This is a genomic window from Enterococcus sp. DIV1094 (assembly GCF_017316305.2).
Classification (GTDB): domain Bacteria; phylum Bacillota; class Bacilli; order Lactobacillales; family Enterococcaceae; genus Enterococcus_B; species Enterococcus_B mangumiae.
This window is the reverse complement of sequence record NZ_CP147250.1, coordinates 219,631-243,344: the sequence shown is the minus strand read 5'-3', so window position 1 is coordinate 243,344 and position 23,714 is coordinate 219,631. Positions and strand designations below refer to the sequence as shown.

General features: G+C 40.2%; 17 protein-coding genes. 15 read left to right on the top strand and 2 right to left on the bottom strand.

All coding sequences use genetic code 11. The annotated features are described in order from the left end of the window. Nucleotides 1-120: 120 nt before the first annotated feature. Together DOK79_RS01150 and DOK79_RS01145 are read right to left on the bottom strand one after the other, a co-directional pair. Nucleotides 121-831, bottom strand: coding sequence for a sugar-binding transcriptional regulator (locus DOK79_RS01150; RefSeq protein WP_339093357.1), 711 nt, complete (start codon nt 829-831; stop codon nt 121-123). Between the two features lie 14 nt (nt 832-845). Continuing rightward, entirely contained in the window at nt 846-1,067 is a 222-nt protein-coding gene (locus DOK79_RS01145; RefSeq protein WP_242543331.1) for a helix-turn-helix domain-containing protein, read from the bottom strand. Nucleotides 1,068-1,256: 189 nt separating this feature from the next. Here DOK79_RS01145 and srlA point away from each other — a divergent pair, with 189 nt between their 5' ends. The 15 genes from srlA to DOK79_RS01070 all read left to right on the top strand — a co-directional run bounded on the left by srlA (nt 1,257) and on the right by DOK79_RS01070 (nt 23,703). Beyond that, entirely contained in the window at nt 1,257-1,790 is a 534-nt protein-coding gene (gene srlA, locus DOK79_RS01140) for a PTS glucitol/sorbitol transporter subunit IIC (protein ID WP_206858672.1), read from the top strand. 20 nt (nt 1,791-1,810) lie between these two features. Next, nucleotides 1,811-2,833 carry a PTS glucitol/sorbitol transporter subunit IIB gene (srlE, locus tag DOK79_RS01135; protein ID WP_206858669.1) on the top strand — a complete coding sequence of 341 codons (1,023 nt, stop codon included), beginning with the start codon at nt 1,811-1,813 and terminating at the stop codon, nt 2,831-2,833. A gap of 22 nt (nt 2,834-2,855) precedes the next feature. Further along, nucleotides 2,856-3,911, top strand: coding sequence for a zinc-dependent alcohol dehydrogenase (locus tag DOK79_RS01130; protein WP_206858665.1), 1,056 nt, complete (start codon nt 2,856-2,858; stop codon nt 3,909-3,911). Nucleotides 3,912-3,932: 21 nt separating this feature from the next. Next, nucleotides 3,933-4,925, top strand: a complete 993-nt coding sequence (locus DOK79_RS01125) for a 2-hydroxyacid dehydrogenase (RefSeq protein WP_242543330.1) — start codon at nt 3,933-3,935, stop codon at nt 4,923-4,925. 18 nt (nt 4,926-4,943) lie between these two features. Continuing rightward, entirely contained in the window at nt 4,944-5,315 is a 372-nt protein-coding gene (locus tag DOK79_RS01120) for a transcriptional regulator GutM (protein ID WP_206858659.1), read from the top strand. A gap of 20 nt (nt 5,316-5,335) precedes the next feature. Beyond that, entirely contained in the window at nt 5,336-6,583 is a 1,248-nt protein-coding gene (locus tag DOK79_RS01115; RefSeq protein ID WP_206858655.1) for an NAD(P)H-dependent oxidoreductase, read from the top strand. A 16-nt stretch (nt 6,584-6,599) separates the two neighbouring features. Next, a complete protein-coding gene (locus tag DOK79_RS01110) occupies nt 6,600-6,956 on the top strand; it encodes a PTS glucitol/sorbitol transporter subunit IIA (RefSeq protein ID WP_206858653.1) in 357 nt (118 codons plus the stop codon). 719 nt (nt 6,957-7,675) lie between these two features. Beyond that, nucleotides 7,676-10,531, top strand: a complete 2,856-nt coding sequence (locus DOK79_RS01105; RefSeq protein ID WP_206858651.1) for a GLUG motif-containing protein — start codon at nt 7,676-7,678, stop codon at nt 10,529-10,531. 722 nt (nt 10,532-11,253) lie between these two features. Beyond that, nucleotides 11,254-11,415: a hypothetical protein gene (locus DOK79_RS01100; protein WP_206858649.1), complete on the top strand. Its 162-nt coding sequence runs from the start codon at nt 11,254-11,256 to the stop codon at nt 11,413-11,415. A gap of 5 nt (nt 11,416-11,420) precedes the next feature. Next, nucleotides 11,421-14,219, top strand: coding sequence for a GLUG motif-containing protein (locus tag DOK79_RS01095; RefSeq protein ID WP_339092664.1), 2,799 nt, complete (start codon nt 11,421-11,423; stop codon nt 14,217-14,219). Nucleotides 14,220-14,445: 226 nt separating this feature from the next. Then, nucleotides 14,446-17,403 carry a GLUG motif-containing protein gene (locus tag DOK79_RS01090; RefSeq protein WP_339092662.1) on the top strand — a complete coding sequence of 986 codons (2,958 nt, stop codon included), beginning with the start codon at nt 14,446-14,448 and terminating at the stop codon, nt 17,401-17,403. Nucleotides 17,404-17,935: 532 nt separating this feature from the next. Then, nucleotides 17,936-20,647, top strand: coding sequence for an LPXTG cell wall anchor domain-containing protein (locus DOK79_RS01085; RefSeq protein WP_206853380.1), 2,712 nt, complete (start codon nt 17,936-17,938; stop codon nt 20,645-20,647). A 291-nt stretch (nt 20,648-20,938) separates the two neighbouring features. Beyond that, entirely contained in the window at nt 20,939-21,571 is a 633-nt protein-coding gene (locus tag DOK79_RS01080; protein ID WP_206853384.1) for a response regulator transcription factor, read from the top strand. Further along, nucleotides 21,572-22,702: a sensor histidine kinase gene (locus DOK79_RS01075; RefSeq protein ID WP_206853387.1), complete on the top strand. Its 1,131-nt coding sequence runs from the start codon at nt 21,572-21,574 to the stop codon at nt 22,700-22,702. It begins immediately after the preceding gene. Nucleotides 22,703-22,767: 65 nt separating this feature from the next. Continuing rightward, nucleotides 22,768-23,703, top strand: a complete 936-nt coding sequence (locus DOK79_RS01070; protein WP_206853390.1) for an ABC transporter ATP-binding protein — start codon at nt 22,768-22,770, stop codon at nt 23,701-23,703. The last annotated feature ends 11 nt before the right edge of the window (nt 23,704-23,714 follow it).

Here is a 23,714-nt window from a genome sequence, read left to right as displayed (position 1 = left end):
TCGAAGTCGCCACCGTCATTTCACTTTACTGTCTAAAAAAGTATAGCATATCGCCCTAGTTAGAGTCCTTGAACTTTGGATAATAACTAGTTTTTTTTATTTTTTTTCAAAAAAACTAAATTACAATTCTGCATTCAAAATCTCATTCGCGATCTCATCAGTTGTTATCAAATCAGTAATCAAATGATTGATACACGCATAGTAAATCCCTGACCACTTTTCTTTTTGATATGCAATGGCAATCACTTGTGGAATTTTCTTTAAGTCTTCGATGCTGATACCGATCACATTGGTATTTGATAAGTGATTGACTTCTTTTCCTTGTTTATCGAAGAAGCGAGAATTGATATCACCAACGATATTCAGTTCAAGAAGCTCAGCGATATCTTTATCTGTAATATACCCCATGTCTTGCATCGTATTTCTGTGTTGCGGGGAAGAGATGCTGACGATTGCCATATCAACATGTTTGGCTTCTTCCAACACTTCTTTGATGTTTTGATTGTTCTCCAGCACTTTTTTTGCAGAGGGATCATTGATCAAAGCGGGTGCATATAAATATTTAGATGAGCTTCGTGTTTTTTTCGCAAATTCATAACATAGATGATTCGAATGAACTTCAAAATTATCTGTACCCATTCCACCAATCAGGGGAATAAACACTTTATTTTGATAAGATTCAAATGGAAATTGTGAGACTAATGCTTGGATTGATTTCCCCCAAGACAGTCCAATCGAATGGACTGTCTCGATTTTATTTTTGATCGATAAGGCGGCTGTCTGACCGAGCAATTTTTTGATCTCAGAAGTAGATAAATTATTTGTATCGATAACAGTAGCTGATTTTAAACCAAATTTTTTTCCAATTGATTTTCTAGATTGACGGAATAAACTTCTTCGCTATTGAAGAAGAATTCAATGAATCCTTGATTTCTGGCAGCAACTAACCATTTTGAAATCAAGGATCGAGAAACGCCCATTTTCTTTGATATTTCGACTTGTGTCAAACCTTCTTTGTAATAAAGGGTAGCAACTTTGATTAAGTTTCGTTCTTCAGATTTATTCATTTTTTTCTCCTTTGTGGTCACTGGATTCTTCGTAATATTACATCAATTTTATACCAAATAATTTAAAAATAAAAGAAAATACCATTTGACAAGAAATGTGTCACTTGATATTATGAGTTCGAAGGTATCAAATGACACAAATCGTGTCTTTTGATATTAAAGAGCAAATTTTATCATAGGAGGAAGGTTATGGATTTTTTAGTAAAGCTTTCAGACGGTTTCATCGGGATGTTCCAAGCTGGAGCAGACACATTTATGGGGTTTCTGACTGGGATAGTGCCGCTTTTGATTACTTTGATTTTATTTGTAAACGCTTTAATCAAGATCATCGGTGAAGACCGAGTATTTGGATTTATGCAAGTATGTACAAAATTCATGATTCTTAGATACACTTTGATTCCATTTTTAGCTTGTTTTTTCCTGACAAACCCGATGTGTTATACATTTGGTCGCTTTTTAAAGGAGGAACATAAAGCAGCGTATTATGATTCAACAGTTTCCATGTTACATCCGATCGTTGGACTCTTTCCTCATGCGAACTCAGCAGAGTTATTCGTTTTCCTGGGCGTCGCTTCTGGATATGCTCAAGTAGGAAATCAGAGCGAATTAGGCTTACGCTACCTCTTAGCGGGTTTTGTGATTATTTTGATTCGTGGGATTTTGACTGAAAGAATCGCCGCTGTATTAGCAAGTCGTGACAAGAAAAAAGCTGTGAATGCCTGAATGAAATAGGAGGAGAGCGAATGGGAAATAAAGTAATCGTTAATAAAGGAAATGGTGGCTGGGGTGGACCTTTGACCTTAGTTCCTGATCATAAAAAGAAATATATCATCAGTGTCACAGGTGGAGGCATCCATCCTGTAGCGGAAAAAATTGCAGAATTAACAGGAACGACCGCAGTTGACTCATTCAAAAATCCAGTTGAAAAAGAAGAAACACTTGCCGCTGTCATTGATTGTGGAGGAACCGCTCGATGTGGCACATATCCTCGCATGGGTATCCCAACAATCAACGTTAAATTGCAAGCGCCTTCGGGTCCGCTAGCTAAGTTTATGACTGAAGATATCTTTGTATCAGGGACTACGGTGAATGATTTACAGCTAGTCAATGGTGAGTTGCCGGATGAAGCGATCCAAACTGCACCAACTACTTTAACTGAAAGCTTACAAGAGGAAAAGGCAGTCGATGAAACGGAAGCGTCTACTGCGGAAGCTTCGGCAGATTCAACGAAAAGAAAAGGATTCCTCGGATTTATCGATATGATCGGGCGTGGGGCTGGGACATTTATCAATATCATGTACCAAGCAGGGCGTGAAACGATCGATACAGTGATGACGAATATTATTCCTTTCATGGCTTTTGTCGCTACCTTGATCGGGATCATCAATTACACTGGCATCGGAAATCTGATTGCTCGAGTCTTATCACCATTAGCTGGAAGTTTGATTGGTTTAGTTGTTTTAGGTCTGATCACGAGTTTGCCTTTTCTTTCACCACTACTCGCTCCAGGGGCAGTTATTGCATCTGTGATCGGCTTGCTGATTGGGACAGAAATTGCAAACGGTACCATACCGGCGCATTATGCTTTACCCGCTCTATTTGCTATCAACTCTCAAGTTGGCTGTGACTTCGCTCCAGTTGGTATGACTTTAGGAGAAGCAAATCCTGATACGATTTCTTCTGGCGTTCCAGCCATCTTATTTTCTCGCGTGATTACCGGTCCATTAGCAGTTGTAGTTGCTTACTTTGTGTCGTTTGGACTATAAAAATAAAAATCGAGGTGGAAAGATGATTCCCAATAAAATAAAATTCGCATATTTAGCAGAAAAAGGAAATGCAAAAGTAACAGAAATGCCAATGCCAGAGTTATTAGATGATGAGATTTTGGTAAAGCAAGACGCATGCAATATTTGTACAACTGATTACCAACAGTGGCAAGGGTTAAGAGAACACCAAGGCTATCCAATGGCAGGAGGTCATGAAGGGGCAGGAACGATCGTAGCAAAAGGAAGTAAAGTCGGCGCAACGTTTGAAGTTGGGGATTGTGTGAGTGTGATCTATGATTACTGTGGCTATTGTGATGAATGTAAGCATGGAGAAGTCACTGGTTGTGAAAACATCAAGCAATTTGGCAAAAATTATTCCGATGAATTTTATGGGATCTTTGGATTTGCGAACTATTTTATCAGAAAAGCAAAAAGCTTTGTCAAGATGAGTCCAGATCTAGCACCTTCAGAAGCAGCATTTGTTGAACCACTTTCCTCGGTGATCCAGAATATGAAAAAATTGAGAATCAAATCTGGTACAGATACCGTCGTTGTGATCGGCGGAGGGACAATGGGCTTACTCAACGCTGAAACAGCTCGTGCATTCGGTGCGAGAGTCATTGTTTCCGAGTTGATGGAAAAGAAAATTGAGATTGCTGAATCTATGGGATTTGAAGTGGTCAACCCTAAGAAAGAAGACCCTGTTCAACGAGTAAAAGAATTAACCAATGGGAAAGGTGCAGATATCGTGATCGTTGCAGTTGGGCTAACAATTGCTAACAATCAAGCACTAGAAATGGTCAAGCCAAAAGATGGGAAAATATCGATGTATGCAGCGGGGTACCCTGCGCCAGAAATGGATGTTGATCCAAACAAGGTCCATTATATGCGCCTAGAGTTGATTGGAACATATGGCTCTACATTAGAAGATTTTTACGATGCGGCACAAATGTTGAATACTGGCAGAGTCGATGTTTCAAAACTGGTGGAGACACACATCCCATTAGATGATATCCAAAAAGCTTTTGAGACAGCAAGCACACCAGGAAACTACCGAGTATCAGTCACGTTAGATTAATTCAAAAGGAGCGAGCAAGTGATGAAATGTTTGGCAATTGCAGATTTATTCATTGATAAAAAAATGATGGATGACGGTTTAGCGTTATTAAAGGAAAAAGGCATCGAAGTGGAAGTCAAAGAGTGGCAACATGCTGATTTGGAAGCCTTGCAAAAAGACAATATCACTTTGGAAAAACAAGGCAGTGAATCAGTAGATCTCCCGGACTATTTAATGGAAGGAATCGAAGAGTACGATTACTTGATCACGCAATTCGCTCCTGTAGGAAAAAAAGTCATTGATCAGGCAAAAAAATTAAAATTTGTTGGGGTATTACGTGCTGGTATTGAAAATGTCAATCGCGAATATGCGGAAGAAAAGGGAATCACCGTTTTCAACACGCCTGGACGTAGTGAGACAAGTGTTTCGGAATATACAGTAGGCTTGATGCTTTCTGAGATCCGTAATATTGCCAGAGCGGATGGGAAATTGCGTAATGGTGAATGGGAGAAACACTATCCAAACGGTGTTTTGACCCCTGAGTTGAAAGAATCTGTTGTCGGTTTGATCGGGTACGGGGCAATTGGTCAAAAAGTTGCGAACTTGATACGTCCATTTGGTGGGAAAATCATTTTCTTTGATGATTATTTCAAAGGAGAAACAGAGGATACTCAAGTTTCTCTAGACGAACTGATTGAACAAGCAGATATCATTTCGATGCACTATCGTTTGACGGAGCAAACAAAAAATATGATCAACAAAGAACATTTTAAAAAAATGAAAGACTCTGCGGTTATCATCAACAGTGCGAGATCAGGATTGATCAACGAGAATGATTTGATCGAAGCTTTGCAAACAAAAGAAATCACTGGAGCCGCAGTAGATGTGTTTGAGCAAGAGCCGTTGCCGGCTGATCATCCATACTTGGCTTTAGAAAATGTCACCATCACACCACATATTGCTGGATCGACAATTGGAAATTTTGCCAACTCACCGAAGATTTTAGCCAATCGCATGGTGAATGAATATCTTTAAAAAACAGGAGTGTGAGCTATGGGGGAAATTCGTTTAGTGCTGCTCGTCGTTATACTACTTGGTTTGAACGTTATGACTTCGATCAGACATTCTAATTACTACAAAAAGACAGTCAATCAGATCATTCAAAACAATTCAGAAGGATATTTCGGTATTGGTATGACGCAAAGTATATTCAAAAAAAGAAACATTGTGTTGATGGTCACCAGCCTTGATGGTGTGATAAAAGAGTGTCAAGTGATGTCTGGCTTAACGATCTTTGCAAAGTTCAAACCATTTGAAGAAGTAAATGGGCAAGCAATTACGGACATCCCTGAACACCTTCTGAACGGAAAATATGGAGAAGCACTCACACAAGCAATCGAGTTCATTGAAAGTGAAAGAAAATAAACTATTTTGGAGGAACTATAATGACGTTATATGGAAAGCTTTTACAAAGAGAAAAAGATGGTGCGCCAATCAAAGTGGGCGTCATTGGTGCAGGACAAATGGGGTTTGGAATGGTCTCACAAATCTCAACGATTCCTGGTATGATCGTTGGCGGAATCAGTGATATCAATCTGGACGCGGCAAAACGAGCAGCAGATGCATACAATGCGAGTGCAGAGCAGAAAATCAATATTCTGACCAGTACAGATTTCAAAGAAATCGTCAATTCCGATAATGTAGAAATTATTGTTGATGCCACTGGAGTACCGGAGGCTGGAGCCAAAATTGCTTTAGCAACATTGATTGCGAAAAAACACTTAGTTTTATTGAACGTGGAAATCGATATTACAGTCGGGCCATTGATGAAACAGCTTTATGATGCGGCTGGATTGATCTACACAGGATCAGATGGGGATGAGCCTGCAGCAACCGTTCAGATGTACGAATTTGCTAAGAGTATGGGGATGGAGGTATTAGTCGCAGGAAAAGGGAAAAACAATGCACTGAAAGTAAACGCCAATCCTGATACAGCTCAAGCGGAAGCTGATGCAAAAGGAATGAACAGCCATATGCTAGCTGCTTTCCAAGACGGTACAAAAACGATGGCAGAAATGAATCTTCTTTCAAATGCAATCGGTTACTTACCAGATGTTGTTGGTATGCACGGGATTGCGGCTGATTTAGATGGGACAGTCGAGAAATTAGACTTGAAAGAAAACGGCGGGATCTTAAATAATTTTGGTGTGGTTGAGTATGTGGATGGCATTGCGCCAGGAATCTTCTGTATCGTTAAGGGACAAAATGAAGGCGTCCAGCATGAATTGAACTATCTAATGAAAAAAGGGGAGAGAGATCATCACCTCTTATACCGTCCGTATCATCTATGCAGTTTAGAAACACCATTGACGATTGCTCGAGCAGTCTTAGAAAACGATACAGCTATCGTGCCTATGGGCGCACCAATTTCTGAAACAGTTGCTGTAGCGAAGCGTGATATCAAAGCAGGTGAGAAAATTGATGGTATCGGTGGTTATTGCGTCCGAGGTGTACTTGAAACACATGCAGACATGAAGAAAAATGGCAATGTGCCAATCGGATTAGTCGGCGGTGGTTCAGTAGCAAAACGTGACATCAAAGGTGGTGCGTTCTTGACAATGGACGATATCGAACTGGATGAATCGACAACAGTGTTCAAGATCCGTCGATTGCAGGACGAAACATTCGCGTAAGATTAGGAGGCTGACGATGCATAAAACGAAGATAACTCAGATTGGTCATATCGTTGAAGATTTTGCTGAAGAATTTTTATTGGTTCTTTTTGGACCTGAAGCACCACCTGAATTAAGAGATATTTGTGTGATCCATGAGAACGTGACAAAGCCAGAGAATGTGTTGAGAAAAAACGCTACGCTAAAAATTGGTCAAAATAAATATCGAATACTTGAAGTTGGCTCAGACGCGAATGCGAATTACGAATCACTAGGACATATCTCGGTTTATTTTAGAGAAACTGAAAATAATGAGATCCTTCCTGGAGCAATTTTAGTGGAGCCAAAAGTTTTTCCGATACTTGAATTGGGAGACGAGATCACGATTGAATGATAATTGAAAAAGTAAATTTTGTTTGACTGATTGTTATGATGTTTGATCAATGAAAAAAATGGTTGAAAAATATAATCAAGAATCACTCAAAGCTACTGTAAGCTTTGAGTGATTTTTTTGGCGTACATTAACCTGTTACGAGAGGGATTTAATGATGAAACTAAAATAACGATGATAAACTATCGGATATTGCTTGAAGGAATAAATATTCGTGATTTCTGGATAATAAATCGAGTATTGTCGATCACTTATTTGAAAAAAAATAGACCTTTCTAATCATTTTATTTCTAAAAAAAGACGATACTTCGAATGTGGAGTGTTTTTCTATCATCTGGAAACATTATAATCTCCAATAGATACATTAAAAAAGAATGTTTATGGAAAAGTATTTTAACTGCGATGTAATCAGTAGCATATCGATAGTTTTTTATCCAAAGAATGTAAACGGATTTATTTAAGTTGGAATCAAAGGAATGGTATTAAACATAACAATATTTTAATATCGATCGTTGCTTTATTTTCCAGGAAAGTAATATAAAAAAACTTTTTATTAAATATCAAATTATGCATAATAAATAAAAAACATAAAATTATAAAATGATTAGAGTTCTTTAATTTTAAGAGTTTATTAAATAGCTAAAAAATTCAATTTTAAATCAATTTATGAGATAATTAATATATAAATTAAAATAAGATTAGAATTAGGAAGGCGGATTATTATGGTTAAGTTGAACAAGAAAAAACTGATGGCAAGTGTGCTTTTAAGTTCGATGGTATTTGCGCAAACAGCGCCTACTATTGCAAGCGCTTTAGAAGAGAGTGATCCAAACAGGAAAACTGTGATTGAAGCAGAGTCAATAGATGAAAAAATAGAAAATAGTAACGATGAGACTTTGATTAATCAAGTGGCACCCGACGAATTAGAGGTTCTGGAAGAAGCAAGTAATGTGGAAACCATTCCTGAAGACATTGACCAAGAAACAGTAGAGACAACCGAACAGCTGATTGAAGAGCAGCAGACATTGTTGGAAGAAATGGAAGAGCAAAATGAAACGGTGATTGAATCATACTTTTCTGGAGCGGGTGATGGTTCGATCAGCGCACCATTCCAAATCACTACTGAAGCTGAATTACATGAAATGCGAAATGATTTAACGGCGCATTATCAATTGATGAATGATATCACACTAACTTCAGAGTGGATACCAGTTGGATATGGATTAACTTTAGCGACAAAATTCACTGGAAGTTTTACAGCTGAACCTGGGACAGTTATCCATAATGTGAGAGTTAACTCTGGTGCGCAAGCTGGTGATGTGAGCAATCGAGGATTTTTTGGTGTAGTAGATGGCGCAACGATTTCAGGGATCACTTTGGAAAAGCCGCACATTGTGGGCGGGCTGAATGGGCTCAATACTGGAGGGTTGATTGGACAAATCAACGATCAATCTGGGAATCCAACAACCGTCACTGATTCTGCTATCAGTGGTGGAATTATCGAAGCGACTGGTGGGAGTGTTGGTGGGCTCGTTGGCTACATGGCGAATAGGGTCTCTGGTACTATGGTTCTTCGTTCTTCTTCTTCAGCAACGATCACAGTAAATGCGAATCCTAACATGTACCCTCAAGCAGTGGGCGGTTTGATCGGAATAAATGGGAATGTAGTAGTGGACAGTTATGCGACAGGCAATGTCACAGCAAACGCAACCAATACAGGTGGCTTGGTTGGTTTAAATAGCTTGGGCGTCGTTCGTCGTTCATATGCCACAGGAAATGTCGATGGTCAAGATAATGATAACATTGGTGGTTTGATCGGTGGGCAGGATTTCTATAGTACAGTGGTGGATTCTTATGCGACAGGAGATGTTATTGGACGAGAGAATGTCGGTGGGTTCATCGGAGCAGTTTATTCATACAATACCGTAGTAGCACGCAACTATAGTACAGGAAGCGTAGTTGGTACTAGTTATGTCGGTGGATTTATCGGTAACGCTGATAATTTGACTATCGAAAATAGCTTCGGAATGGGTGATGTGACGGGAGATTCGAATGTAGACCATTTTGGCTTAGGTGGTACGAATAGCAATAACTTCTACTATAATAATGCTGAAGTGCGCTCTCAAGGTATGCTAGTGAGTGGGCAAGTTACCCCAAACGTTATTGAGCCGTTAGATGTCATTGAATTACGAACACAAAGTACTTATGAAGCGAATGGTTGGGATTTCGGTAGTACTTGGGTGTGGGATGCTGCATCTAATTATCCTAAGTTAGGACTAGGTAACGAAATCGATACGTTACCGATCGATGCGTTAGGCGAAACGCTTCAAGTTCCGTATGGTGGAGCAGAAACAAGGATTCCGCTCATTGAGGCATTTTCTTTATTTGGTCGCGGAGGAAATCCAGAAGATTACCTTTTTGAAACAGATGCGGATGGGGTCAGTCTTTCAGATGATGGCGACTATTTGATTTTGGAGATCACGAGTATTGGTACCTATGAGATTACGGCTACACCAATCAACCGTCTGACTACGTTAGAACCTGGACAGAATTGGAATAAAGCAATCGTTGAAATCACTCCAGGAGAAATTGTTCTAGAAAAAGGAACGGTCTATACTCGTGCCTTTAATGGGACGACAGGAATCGATCATTTTGATGCACCAACGTTAAGTGGGCTAGCGCCAGGAGATGAAGTGACTTGGATAGAAGGAGACTTCCAGTATACGGATAGTGCTGCTGGCACAAATACGATTGAAGGAGCAAACTGGACACTTGATTGGGGAACGATCGACAACTCCAACTACGTTATTACAGGATTGCCCACTATTGGATCTGACGAGTACCTTGTCACCGATATTTTTGATGTAGAAGCAATTACAAAAGCAAATGGTGCATTCTTGAAAATTGACGAAGAGCTAGCGGCACAAAACAATACCCATGAAGTGATCACGATTGCGGGAACAGCGCTTCTTCATCACGACGATACACCAGATACACCTGGTGAACAGTGGTACCATGACCATGCAGAGGAATTACTCCAAGATGTGACCTTCTTGATCTACGACACAGATCCACAAGCGAATCCATTGGCACGAGTGGTTGCTTATGCAGATGGGATAGCGGCAGTAGACGGCGCATTTGTAGGTTTAAGTGCCAACACCACGTATTGGATCACTGCAACTTCAGATGAGAGTGCGAACTTTAACGCAGGGGAAGAATCGGATCCAATCGTTCTTACTACGTCACTTTCAGGAGACAATGGAGGAAACGGAGATAATGGTGGAGATAACGGGGGCAATGGAGGTACCGGCGGAAATACTGGAAATACCGGAAACACTGGAAATAATATCAGCGCTCCTTCAGGGAACAATCAAACTGGGACGATTCCAAATGGTGGAAGTGTGAATACTTCTGGAAATGGTAATGGAAGTATTCCTACGAATGCTGCATCAGCCGGAAATAATAGCAGAAGTGGTAATTTACCGAAAACTGGTGAAGTAGCGAGTACATTCGTATTGCTTGGCTTTGGTGCGGTAGGCACAGCGTTAGCTAGTTGGCTGAAACGTAAGAAGAATTAAACGATAATATAAAGAATGAGATTGAGAGAATGGTGAGCAGATTCAAAAAATCTTCTTGTTGACCTATTTCTCAATCTCTTTTTTTATTTTCTGATGTATTTCGATCGATTTTTTTTCTTATGTGTATCAGTTGAAAGATTGGTATTTCCTGAAAATAAAATAACGAAATTAGGGTGTTGGATCATTTGTTGGAAGAATAAATATTCATGTCTATTGAATGGTATCTTAGTGTTAGACTCTCAGTGATATCAATAATATCAACGATCTGTCCAATCATTTAATTGTTTGTGGAATAGGTTATTTGTTATTATTTTCTTGTTTTTTTTGTTTTTGAAAAACATTATAACCATTATCAACTGGAATAATGGCAAAGGTTAATAAACAAGTATTTAGGAGTTGAGCGGTAAATGTGCTGCCGAGGATAGCTTCTAACTTATCTTTGTAAGCGGTTTTATTTAAGTGGATAATTGAAAGAGTCGAGTTAAATATAACAATGTTTTAATATCGCATGTTTTCCTATTTCCAAGTAACGAAAGGCTAAAATCTTTTCGATTAAATATTAACGATTACGTAATGAAATAAAAAACAAAAGGTTATAATATAATTAGAGTTATCTAATACAAAAAGCTTTTCAAACAGTAAAAAAATTCATTTAAAGAAAGTTTTATGAGATAATGTGCATATAAATTAAAATATAATTAGAAAATAAGAGGTGGTTTTTTATGGTTAAGCTGAACAAGAAAAAACTGATTGCAAGTGTGCTGTTAAGTTCGATGGTGTTCGCACAAACAGCACCGACTTTTGCAAGCGTTTTAGAAGATATCGATCCAATCAATCACACAGTCACTGAAGCAGAGGAAACAATTGAAGAATTAAAGAATTAGATGAAATGGAAAATCTTATCGATGAAATCATAGATGAAGAGGTGTCATCAAATGAACCAGATATTCTAGATGATGAGAGCAATATAGTGGTAGCGACTGAGAAAATCGAACAAGAAGTGCTAGCAGAGGATTTGCTACCTTCGTCTGACGAACTGGCAGAAACAAACTTGTCTGAAAGTGATGAAGTAGAAATACTGGTCGAAGAAATGCCTGAGTTGCAAGAAGAGAACGAAGACTTAGAAGAGGCTTCGATCAGTTCAAGATTTACCGGTGTAGGAGACGGAACAGCTGTCTCGCCTTATCAAATCACAAATGAAGAACAGCTGAATGCCATGCGTGACGATCTGACTGCGCATTATAGAATTATGAATGATATCACCTTAACGTCAGAGTGGATACCAGTCGGCTATTATTCTACATCGTATGATACTATAAATAGAAATTTTAGAGGTAGTTTGACGTCTGAACCTGGTGCTGTGATCAAAAATTTAACGATCAAATCTAATTCACCGGATACAGCAGCGACTCGAGGGTATAGAGGGCTTTTTGCAACAACTGATGGTGCGACGATTTCTGGAATCACTATCGAAAATCCAAATGTTATTGCGGGAGACGGTGCTGGAACAGGTGCGTTAATCGGACGTGTGATCGATTCGCCAAATGCTGTTACAATGGTGAGTGATACTAAGGTTATTGGTGGGAATATTGAGTCGACCGTACAGGGATATATTGGAGGGTTGATTGGTTACTCCGAATATAGTATTGTTTCTCGCTCCTCTTCCTCAGCTACTGTTACGTTAGCTGCAACAACAAGTGAAGGAACAGGTGGCTTGATTGGAGTAAGTGGTCGTGGTCAAATCATCGATAGCTATGCTACAGGGAATGTAACTAGTAACCGAGCACATACAGGAGGGTTGATTGGCTATAATCTTGGTGGAACGATCAAGCGTTCGTATGCAACCGGAGACGTAACTAGTGGTGGTGATTACACTGGCGGCCTTATTGGAGGAAATTCTTATACGGCATCTATCTATGATTCTTATGCTACAGGGAATGTACAAGGTAGTAGATATACTGGTGGATTAGTTGGAATGCTCGATACTGGGGTAATTGAAGTTGCACAAAGTTATAGTACAGGGAATGTCGTTGGGACAAACTACACAGGAGGCTTTGTAGGCAGAGTGTCTGGAGCATCAGTTAGGATCCGAAACAGTTTTGCAATGGGAGATGTGAGTGGAACTGGGAATGTCGATGTTTTTGGTGTAGGCGGAACTATCGTTAATAATTACTATTATCATCTTGCGAAAGTTTTATACGGTGGAGTAGCCCCGGAACAACTACCGAATGATATGGGTAAACTTGAGCCTCTTGATGTCATCGAGTTACGCACGCAAACGACCTATATCGAGAATGTTTGGGATTTCAACTCCGTTTGGGTCTGGGATACAGAAACGAATTATCCTAAATTAGGCTTAGGAACTGAGGTCGATACGTTACCAATCAATGCGATCGGTGAAACGATCCAGGTAACTTATGGTGGTTCAGAAACGCGCATTCCTTTAGCGGAAGTGTTTTCTTTGATTGGTCGAGGCGGCAATCCTGAAGATTTCCTTTTTGAGTCGGATGGCGGAGCGATCAGTATTTCCGAAGATGGAACTGACTTGATCATGGCGATCGACAGTGTAGGAATTTACGAAATCACTGCGGTTCCTTTAAGTCGTTTAACGACATTAGAACCCGGACAAAATTGGGGGAAAGCAACGATTGAAGTAACGCCAGCTGAAATTACAGTAGAAAAAGGAAGAGTATTTGAACGTACTTTTAATGGTACAACGGAAGTGACTGACTTCGATCTTCCAATCTTATCAGGGGTAGTCGGAGACGACGAAATCGCTTGGCAGGAAGAGCTATTCCAATATACTGACAGCATTGCGGGGACAAATACGATTACTGGTGATAATTGGCGAATCGATTGGGGAACCGTAAATCAAGAGAACTATGAAGTCGTTGGTGTATTAGCTGATGAAAGTGATAATTTCCAAGTGACCGACTTATTCGAGGTCGAAGGAATCGTCAAAGCAGCAGGTGCCTTCTTAAGAATCGATGAAGAGTTAGCGGCACAAAACAACACCCATGAAGTGATTACGATTGCGGGTACTGCCCTTCTTCATCACGATGAGACACCAGATACACCTGGTGAACAGTGGTACCACGACCATGTAGAGGAGTTACTTCAAGATGTGACCTTCTTGATTTACGACACAGATCCACAAGCGAATCCATTGGCACGAGTGGTTGCTTATGCAGATGGCGTAGCAGCAGTAGACGGGGCATTTGTAGGGTTAAGTGCGAATACCACGTATTGGATCACTGCGACTTCAGATGAGAGTACGAATTTTAGCTCAGGGGAAGAATCTGCCCCAATCATGCTTACTACATCACTTTCAGGAGATAATGGAGGAAACGGAGGAAATGGAGATAATGGTGGAGACAACGGAGGAACTGGTGGAAATACAGGAAACACAGGAAATAACATTGGCGCTCCTTCAGGAAGCAATCAAACTGGCAATAATCAGCCAGGGAACAATCAATCTGGAACTACCCCTACTCCAAATGGTGGAAGTGTAAATACTTCTGGAAGTGGTAACGGAAGTGTTCCTACGAATGCTGCATCAGCCGGAAGTAATGGCAGAAGTGGTAATTTACCGAAGACAGGCGAAGTAGCAAGTGCGTTTGCACTGCTTGGCTTTGGCGCGGTCGGTACAGCTTTGGCTAGTTGGTTGAAAGGTAAGAAAAATAATTAAACGATAATTTGAAAAGTGAGATTGAGATAATTATGCGTAGGCTCAAGAAGTAATCCTCAAATCCTTAAATCAGCTTTTTAGTTTTAGGTGTTGGACTATTTTTAGAAATTATGCATCCTTGTTTCAATCTCTTTTTTCGAGTAGTTTTCTGTTTTATTTCACTTGCCTCTCTTATTTTTATTAGGTGAATAATGATTTAAATCATAATTTGAAAGGTGGATTTTCTATGAGGAAGTTGAACAAGAAAAAACTGCTTGCAAGTGTACTTTTAAGTTCGATGATGTTAGCACAAACTGCACCGACATTTGCAAGTGTTTTAGATAGTGTCGATCCAATGAATCACCCAGTAGCTGAAAATGAGGAAACAGTCGAAGAGTTAGATGAAATAGAAAATCTTAAAGATGAAATCATGGATAATGAGGTTGAATCCAATGAGATAGAGGCTTTGGAAGATGCGAGCGATATCAGGGTAGAAACTGAGGAAAACGCAGAAGAACCATTTCCAGAAAAACCTTTATCTTTGTCTGATGAACCGGAAGAGGCAGACTTACCTGAGATGGATGAAGCAGAAACGTTTGCCGAACCAATAGCTGAGTCGCAAGAAGAGAACGAAGATTTGGAAGAAATTTCGATCAGTTCAAGGTTTACGGGTGTAGGAGAAGGAACAGCTGTTTCACCTTATCAAATAACGAATGAAGAACAGTTGAATGAAATGCGAGCGGATCTGACAGCGCATTATAGAATCATGAATGACATTACATTAACTTCAGCGTGGATTCCTGTCGGTTATTATTCTACGTCGTTTGACGCTGTAAATAGAAATTTTAGAGGCAGTTTGACCGCTGAACCTGGCACTGTGATCAGGAATTTAACGATTACGGCTAATTCGTCTGATACCGTGTCAGGGCAAGGCTATAGAGGTCTTTTTGCGACAACCGATGGGGCTACGATTTCTGGAATCACTATTGAAAATCCGCGAGTTGTGGCAGGAGATGGTGCTGGAACTGCGGCATTGATCGGACGTGTCAGAGATTCTACCGATTCTGTTACTAGAGTGAGTGATTCTAGGATTATTGGCGGAAGCATCGAATCAACGATGTATGGTTTTATTGGTGGTTTAATTGGTTACGCAGGAGCCAGTATTGTTTCTCGTTCCTCTTCTTCCGCTAGTATTAGGTTTAATTCAATCAGAAGTCAAGGAGTAGGTGGCTTGCTTGGCGTAAGTACTAGCGGGCAAATAATCGACAGTTATGCTACTGGAGATGTGACAAGTACCCAGGTGAATACAGGTGGTTTGATTGGTAACAATTCTGGTGGAAGGGTCACTCGTTCCTATGCGACAGGAAATGTCACTAGTAGTGGTGACTATACAGGTGGACTTATCGGTTTAAACGATTCTGATGCAGCTATCTACGATTCTTATGCCACCGGGAATGTAAACGGAAATGAAAATACAGGTGGGCTCGTGGGGATGATCGATAGTGGCGTTCTTGAGACGCAGCGAAGTTATAGTACAGGAAATGTTATCGGCACAAATTATACTGGGGGCTTCGTAGGTAGAGCTTTGGGAGCAACTACCATTCAAAATAGTTATTCAATGGGCGATGTTAGTGGAACTGGGAATGTTGATGTTTTTGGTGGTGGTGAAGGAAATAAGGTAAATAATTACTACTATCATCTTGCAAAAGTTTTAGACGGTGGGGCTGTTCCTGAACAACTACCAGATGATCTTGGTATACTTGAACCGGTTGATGTCATCGAGTTACGTACGCAAACGACCTATAGCAAGAATGGCTGGGATTTCAACTCGGTTTGGCTCTGGGATACTGAAACAAACTATCCCAAGTTAGGATTAGGTAATGAAGTCGATACATTACCAATGAATGCGCTAGGAGAAACGATTCAAGTGACGTATAGTGGACCAGAAACGCGCATTCCATTGGCAAAAGTCTTCTCTTTGATTGGTCGAGGCGGCAATCCTGAAGATTTTCTTATTGAGTCGAGTGGCGGAGCAATCAGTATTTCCGAAGATGGCAATGACTTGATCATGGCGATTGACAGTGTGGGTGTTTATGAACTCACTGCGGTTCCGTTGAGACGTTTAACCACATTAGAACCCGGACAAAACTGGGGTAGGGCAACGATTGAAGTGACTCCAGCTGAAATCACTGTGGAAAAAGGCAGGGTATTTGAGCAAACATTTAATGGAACAAGAGAAATCCTTGATTTTGAACGTCCAACATTATCGGGTTTAATTGAAGGTGACGAAATCAATTGGCAGGAAGAGGTATTCCAGTTCACTGATCCTATTGCTGGAACGAACACGATCGAAGGGGATAGTTGGCAGATTGATTGGGGAACCGTGAATCAAGAAAACTATGAAGTCGTTGGTTTATCAGCAGATGAAAATGGTGAGTACAAAGTGACCGACTTATTCGAGGTCGAAGGAATCATCAAAGCAGCTGGAGCTTTCTTGAAAATCGATGAAGAGTTAGCGGCACAAAACAACACCCATGAAGTGATTACGATTGCGGGTACAGCGCTACTTCATCATGATGAGACACCGGATACACCGGGTGAGCATTGGTACCATGACCATGCAGAGGAGTTACTTCAAGATGTGACCTTCTTGATTTACGACACAGATCCACAAGCGAATCCATTGGCACGAGTGGTTGCTTATGCAGATGGCGTAGCAGCAGTAGACGGGGCATTTGTAGGGTTAAGTGCGAATACCACGTATTGGATCACTGCGACTTCAGATGAGAGTACGAATTTTAGCTCAGGGGAAGAATCTGCCCCAATCATGCTTACTACATCACTTTCAGGAGATAATGGAGGAAACGGAGGAAATGGAGATAATGGTGGAGATAACGGAGGAACCGGTGGAAATACAGGAAACACAGGAAATAACATTGGCGCTCCTTCAGGAAACAATCAAACTGGCAATAATCAGCCAGGGAACAATCAATCTGGAACTACCCCTACTCCAAATGTTGGAAGTGTAAATACTTCTGGAAGTGGTAACGGAAGTGTTCCTACGAATGCTGCATCGGCCGGAAGTAATGGCAGAAGTGGTAATTTACCGAAGACAGGTGAAGTAGCAAGTGCGTTTGCACTGCTTGGCTTTGGTGCGGTCGGTACAGCTTTGGCTAGTTGGTTGAAAGGTAAGAAAAATAATTAAACGATAATTTGAAGAATGAGATTGAGATAATGATAGGCAGATTCAATAAATATTCCTATGACCTTAAAATAGCTGTTTAGATTTTAAGTTTTGGACAATTTTTGAAAACTGACTGTGATTATCTCAATCTTTTTTAGTATTGTCTGATTCCTTTTTCCAAGGCATCGTTTTATATCAAGTGATTTGAGTGGAATACCAAGGAAAAATAATCAGTGAAATAAAGTCAATTGATCGATGGTCGCTCAATTATCTGAGGGATCTCATTTTTTTGTAGAGAATTAAATGAGTGGGGATGAACATTATGATGTTTTAATATCATTCGTTATTAAATTATTGCAGAGGCACTAACCTAAATCACTACGATGAAATTTGAAAATTCACATAATAAATAAATATAAAAATGTTATTATATAATTAGAGTTATCTAATTATAATAAGCTTTAAAACAGCTAAAAAATTCAATTTATTATTATTTTATGAGATAATAATGTTGTTAATTAAAAAATAGTTAGAAATGAAAGGGTGGGTTTTTATGGTTAAGTTGAGTAAGAAAAAACTGATTGCAAATATCCTTCTGAGTTCTATGTTGTTGGCACAAACAGTACCAACTTTTGCGAACACTTTAGAGAATGATGAGATGGTAAGTCAAACAGAAAGTGGTAGTGGTGTACCGGGTAAAGCAACCGCTCAAGAGGAAGCGACAGATCGGTTAGAAGATCAGTTCTCACTGTCTGAAGAATTCGATGAGACAAATGGAATGGCTATTGAACCTTTATTTTCAGGGGGAGGTAATGGTTCTATCGACTCTCCATTCCAAATCACCACTGAAGCTCAATTAAATGAAATGAGAAATGATTTAACCGCTCACTACCAATTGATGAATGATATCACGTTAACTTCAGACTGGATTCCTGTGGGCTATGGGACAACTTCAGCAACAAAATTCACAGGAAGTTTTATAGCCACGCGTGGAACAGTTATTCGTAATATGAGAGTGACTACGGGCGTACAATCAGGTGATGAAGACAATCGTGGGTTCTTTGGCGTGACTGAGGGTGCAAGAATTTCCGGAATCACATTAGAAAATCCACTTGTCATCGGAGGAGGCAGCGGAGGTGCTACCGGTGGATTGATTGGCAGAATCAGTGATGCAACGAGACCAACAACTGTCACTGATTCTGCTATTATTGGTGGAAGTATTGAAGCTAGTAGTACCTATGTAGGGGGGCTAGTCGGATTTATACCGATTAATACTTATGGTACCGCTGTGATTCGTTCCTCATCTTCTGCGACAGTTACAGTTAATGGGGATGTAAATGACACTAATCAGGCTGTCGGCGGTTTGATTGGCTACAATGGAAATACTGTAGTCGATAGTTACGCAACTGGTCATGTAACAGCTAATGTGCACAATGTCGGCGGTTTGATTGGCTATAATCATTATGGGCATGTCAGTCGTTCATATGCGACAGGTAATGTCACTAGCTCAGGAGGCGAGGGCCATGGCGGATTGATTGGAACAAATTATTTTGGTGGTACAGTGGTTGATTCTTATGCGACTGGCGATGTCACTGGAATAAATAAGGTTGGTGGTTTTATCGGAGAGATCCAGGCTCTTGCGAAGGAGGTCGCTCGGAGCTATAGCACTGGGCATGTCGTTGGGGTCGATTTTGTTGGCGGATTTGTCGGAAAATCTAATTCTTATAGGCCAAAGAATAGCTACGCGATGGGGGATGTCATTGGAGAGACAAATGTCCACCATTTCAATATAGAAAATTATAGTATTCATAGTTATTACTATAATAATTCCAAAGTGTTAGCCGGTGGAGAACGTGTGGAGGGCAAAATCACCCCAGATGTTCTCGAACCGTTAGATGTCATTGAATTACGAACACAAAGTACCTATAAATCCAATGGATGGGATTTCGGTAGTACTTGGATATGGGATACTACGACAAATTATCCTAAGTTAGGAATAGGTAATGAAGTCGATACGTTACCGATTGATGCATTAGGTGAAACGATCGAAGTTCCATATGGTGGAAGAGAGACAAAAGTTCTCCTTTCTGATGCGTTCTCTGTATTTGGACGTGGTGGCAATCCTGCTGATTATCTTTTTGGAACAGATGCAGATGGGTTCCGTCTCTCAGATGATGGTCAATATTTGATTTTAGAGGTGACAAGTATTGGCACTTATGAAATTACTGCTACACCACTCAGACGTCTGACTGTGCTAGAACCTGGACAGCATTGGAATAAAGCAACTGTAGAAGTTACTCCAGCTGAAATTACGCTAGAAAAAGGGACGGTTTTTGCTCGTTCATTCAATGGAACGACAAACATCGATCGTTTTGATGCGCCAACACTGACTGGCTTAGCGCCAGGCGATGAAGCGACTTGGATAGAAGAAGACTTCAAATATAAAGATAGTGTTGCGGGCACAAATACGATCGAAGGGGCAAACTGGACACTTGATTGGGGAACGATCAATCTTTCTAATTATGATGTAACAAGCTTACCAACTAACGGAGAGGATACCTACCTGATTGAGGATCTCTTTGAAGTCGAAGCGATTACAAAAGCAGCTGGGGCTTACTTGAGAATTGACGAAGAACTAGCAGCACAAAACAATACGCATGAAGTGATCACGATTGCAGGGACAGCGCTGCTTCATCATGATGATACACCAGATACACCTGGTGAAGATTGGTACCATGACCATGCAGAGGAGTTGCTTCAAGATGTGACTTTCCTGATCTATGATACGGACCCTCAAGCTAATCCTCTTGCACGAGTAGTTGCTTATGCAGATGGGATAGCCGCGGTGGATGGGGCGTTTGTGGGATTAAGTCCTAATACGAGCTATTGGATTACTGCTATTTCAGACGAGAGTACGAACTTTTCAGCAGGGGAAGAATCTGACCCAATCGTTCTTACCACAGCGCGTTCAGGTGGTAATGGTGGGAATGGCGGAAACGGAGGACCTGGTGGAAATACTGGGAATAACGCTGGTGATCCTTCCGGTAATAATTCACCTGGGAACAATCAACCTGGTACAACTCCAAATGGGGGAAGCGGCAATGGTTCGGGCACTAATGCTGCAGCGACTAGTACTGGCAGAGGTGGTAAATTACCGAATACAGGTGAAGTAGTTAGTGCTTTTGCATTGTTAGGCTTTGGTGCGGTAGGTACCGCTCTAGCAAGTTGGCTGAAACGTAAGAAAGATAATGAAACGATGGTATAAGAAATAAGACTAAGATAGTCGTAGATGCAAGCTGAAAAAACCCAAAAATGTTTCTTTTAGTTTTTGGGTTTTTTCTTATCTTCTAAAGATGATTGTGTCATACCCTATAACGATCAAGACCTGCTGACTCGTACTTCTATTTACCTATTCTTTCTAGTATACTAAAAAAAAAGAAGAAGTGTTGAGACAGAGATGACGATTCGAATGATTTAACTAAAAGTAAATTGATACACTGTTTACTCGCTTTTTCTCGCTGACCTATTTGTTTAAAATAAAACATGGAGAATCGCTATGACAAAAATTTTATTAGTAGATGATAGTGCGCTGATTACAAGTGGCTTGAAAATCATATTAGAAAGTGCAGCAGACTTTCAAGTGGTTGGGATTTGTCATGAGGGGGATTCAGCCATTCAATTTTGTAAAGAAAACCAAGTGGATATCGTATTGATGGATGTGCGTATGCCGGGAATGGATGGCGTTACTGCTACGAAGCAGATCACGGAAGAATACCAGATACCCGTCATTATTCTAACTACTTTTGATGAAGATCGCTACATAGATGAAGGAATACGCAATGGTGCGAGTGGTTATCTTTTAAAAACAACTCCTCCAGAAGCAGTGATCCAAGCAATTAAAAGTGTGTTACAAGGACAAACGATCCTTTCAAAAGAAATCCTTGTGAAAGCAACACAACACTTAGACAAGAAGAACAATCAAGAAGCGAATCTAACTGTATTAACAGAGCGCGAGCAAGAGATCGCCCATTTAGTCGCAAAAGGTATGACGAATAAAGCGATCGCGCAAACACTATTTTTAAGCGAAGGAACTGTCCATAATAATCTTTCAATGATTTTAAAAAAATTGAACTTGGATCATCGCACACAACTAGCGATCTACGTTCTCACTGGCGAGGTAATGACATAGATGCAAGCAATCAGATTATCGATCAATTTGTTGTCGATCATTGGCTTGATCGGACTGACGATCGATCAAACCTCTTCACAAACATTGATGTTCGTGATTGGTTTAAGTATGGCATGGTTAGCACTATTCTTCTTAGGCGAAAGCTTTCAAAGTTATCGTCCTTGGTTTGTTGTTTTGCAATTGATCAGCGTTTTGTTAAGTTTGATTTTTGTCGAACAAGTGATTTTTTTGTTGCCACTTTCTCTGCTACAAGGCTATTTTTGTTTGGAAAAACCGTGGTTGCTTTTATTTATAGGGTTGATCAGTTATAGTGTGGGGAGTTTCTTTCTTTCTTCTTCGTTGTACTTTTTATTTGTTTTGTGGGTAAGTGGGATGATCAGTATCATTTGGTCTGCGGAAAAGATGACGAAAGAGCAAGAAGAACTGACTATTTCTTCGGATTATTTGCGGATCGAACGAAACAAGTTATCCAAACTTTTTTCGCAAAGTACGTTGAATGCGGAAGTCATGCAAAAAGAAGCAACATTAGTCGAGAGACAACGGATCATCCATGAGATACATGATCATCTAGGGCACGACTTGACGAGCTGTTTGATCCAATTAGAAGCAGCAAAAGTCACTAATAAAAACCAGCCAGAACAAGCGCAACGATTGTTGATCCAGTCGAGTGATATTTTAAGAAAATCGATCCAAGAAGTGCGCAATCTTTTACATGATGAACGTCCTACAAATGAATCTTTCAATATCAATAAAGTCAAGGCGGAACTTCAACGTTTCTCCGATAGCCATCAAATCATTGTCGATTTTCAATATAGTGGCGCTTTAAATAAAATCAGTCGCTTCCACTGGCAAGTCATTGCTGCAAATTTGAAGGAGTTTTTAACGAATACGTTGAAATATAGTGAAGCTTCGACTGTAACGGTACGTTTACATGTCTATCAAAAATTTTTGCGCTTTGAATCTAAAAATAATGGAGCAAGTGCAGGAGACATTCGTAAAGGGCTTGGTATTTTAGGAATGGAAGAGCGAACAGCAGTGTTGAATGGTAAATTGTTGATTGATGGAACGAATGGGTTTCAGATCACTACGATTTTACCTTTTGAGCAAGAACATGAGATTTCTAATTCATAAATCATGAGGAACTGTACTACTGCAGTTCCTCTTTTTTTTATAGAATATAAGAAAGGAGTGATTAGATGAATGTATTGAGCGTGCAAAAATTGACTAAAAAGTTTGGACAGAAGGTTGCTGTGGACAATGTATCATTTGAGGTGCCTGAAGGAACGATTTTAGGATTGTTAGGACCAAACGGAGCAGGGAAGTCAACCGTGATCAATATGATCACTGGTCTGTTGAATAAAACATCGGGAACTGTTCAGTTGTTTTCAGAAGAGATGAGCGAACGAAAAAGAGAACTTAGAAGAAAATTAGGCGTGGTTCCACAAGACCTAGCGATTTATTATGATCTATCGGCTGAAGAAAATGTTCGCTTTTTTTGTGGACTCTATGGAATCAGAGGAGAAGAATTAAAAAATAGTGTAGAACAAGCACTGCGAACGGTTGATCTATATGAACGAAGAAAAGAACGACCGAGTGCTTTTTCTGGTGGGATGCAACGACGGTTGAATATTGCGATGGCGATTGCCCATCGACCTGCTTTACTGATCATGGATGAGCCGACGGTCGGAATCGACCCACAATCTAGGAATTATATCTTATCAGCAATCGAAAAAATGAAAGAAAACGGCACGACGATCATCTATACAAGTCACTACATGGAAGAAGTTGCGCGTTTGGCAGATGAGATCGTCATTATCGATCAAGGCCAAGTGATTGCTTTCGGCAGCGAGGAAGATTTAGTGAGTCTTGTAACAGATAAAATCAACCTACAGATCACCGTGGAGAATCCAGAATTGCTAAATATCCAAGAAATCAGTGATATCAATGGAGTTATCAATGTGTCACTCGAAAAACAACAATTGCAGATCATGACGTTGCTTGAAAGTAAATTGTTGAACCAGATTTTGATGTTATTGATCAAGCAGGAAGTCAGGGTAGTGGATGTATTACAACAAGCGCCGGATCTAGAAACAGTTTTTCTGAGTCTGACTGGACGCACGCTAAGAGATTAGGAGAAGCGATC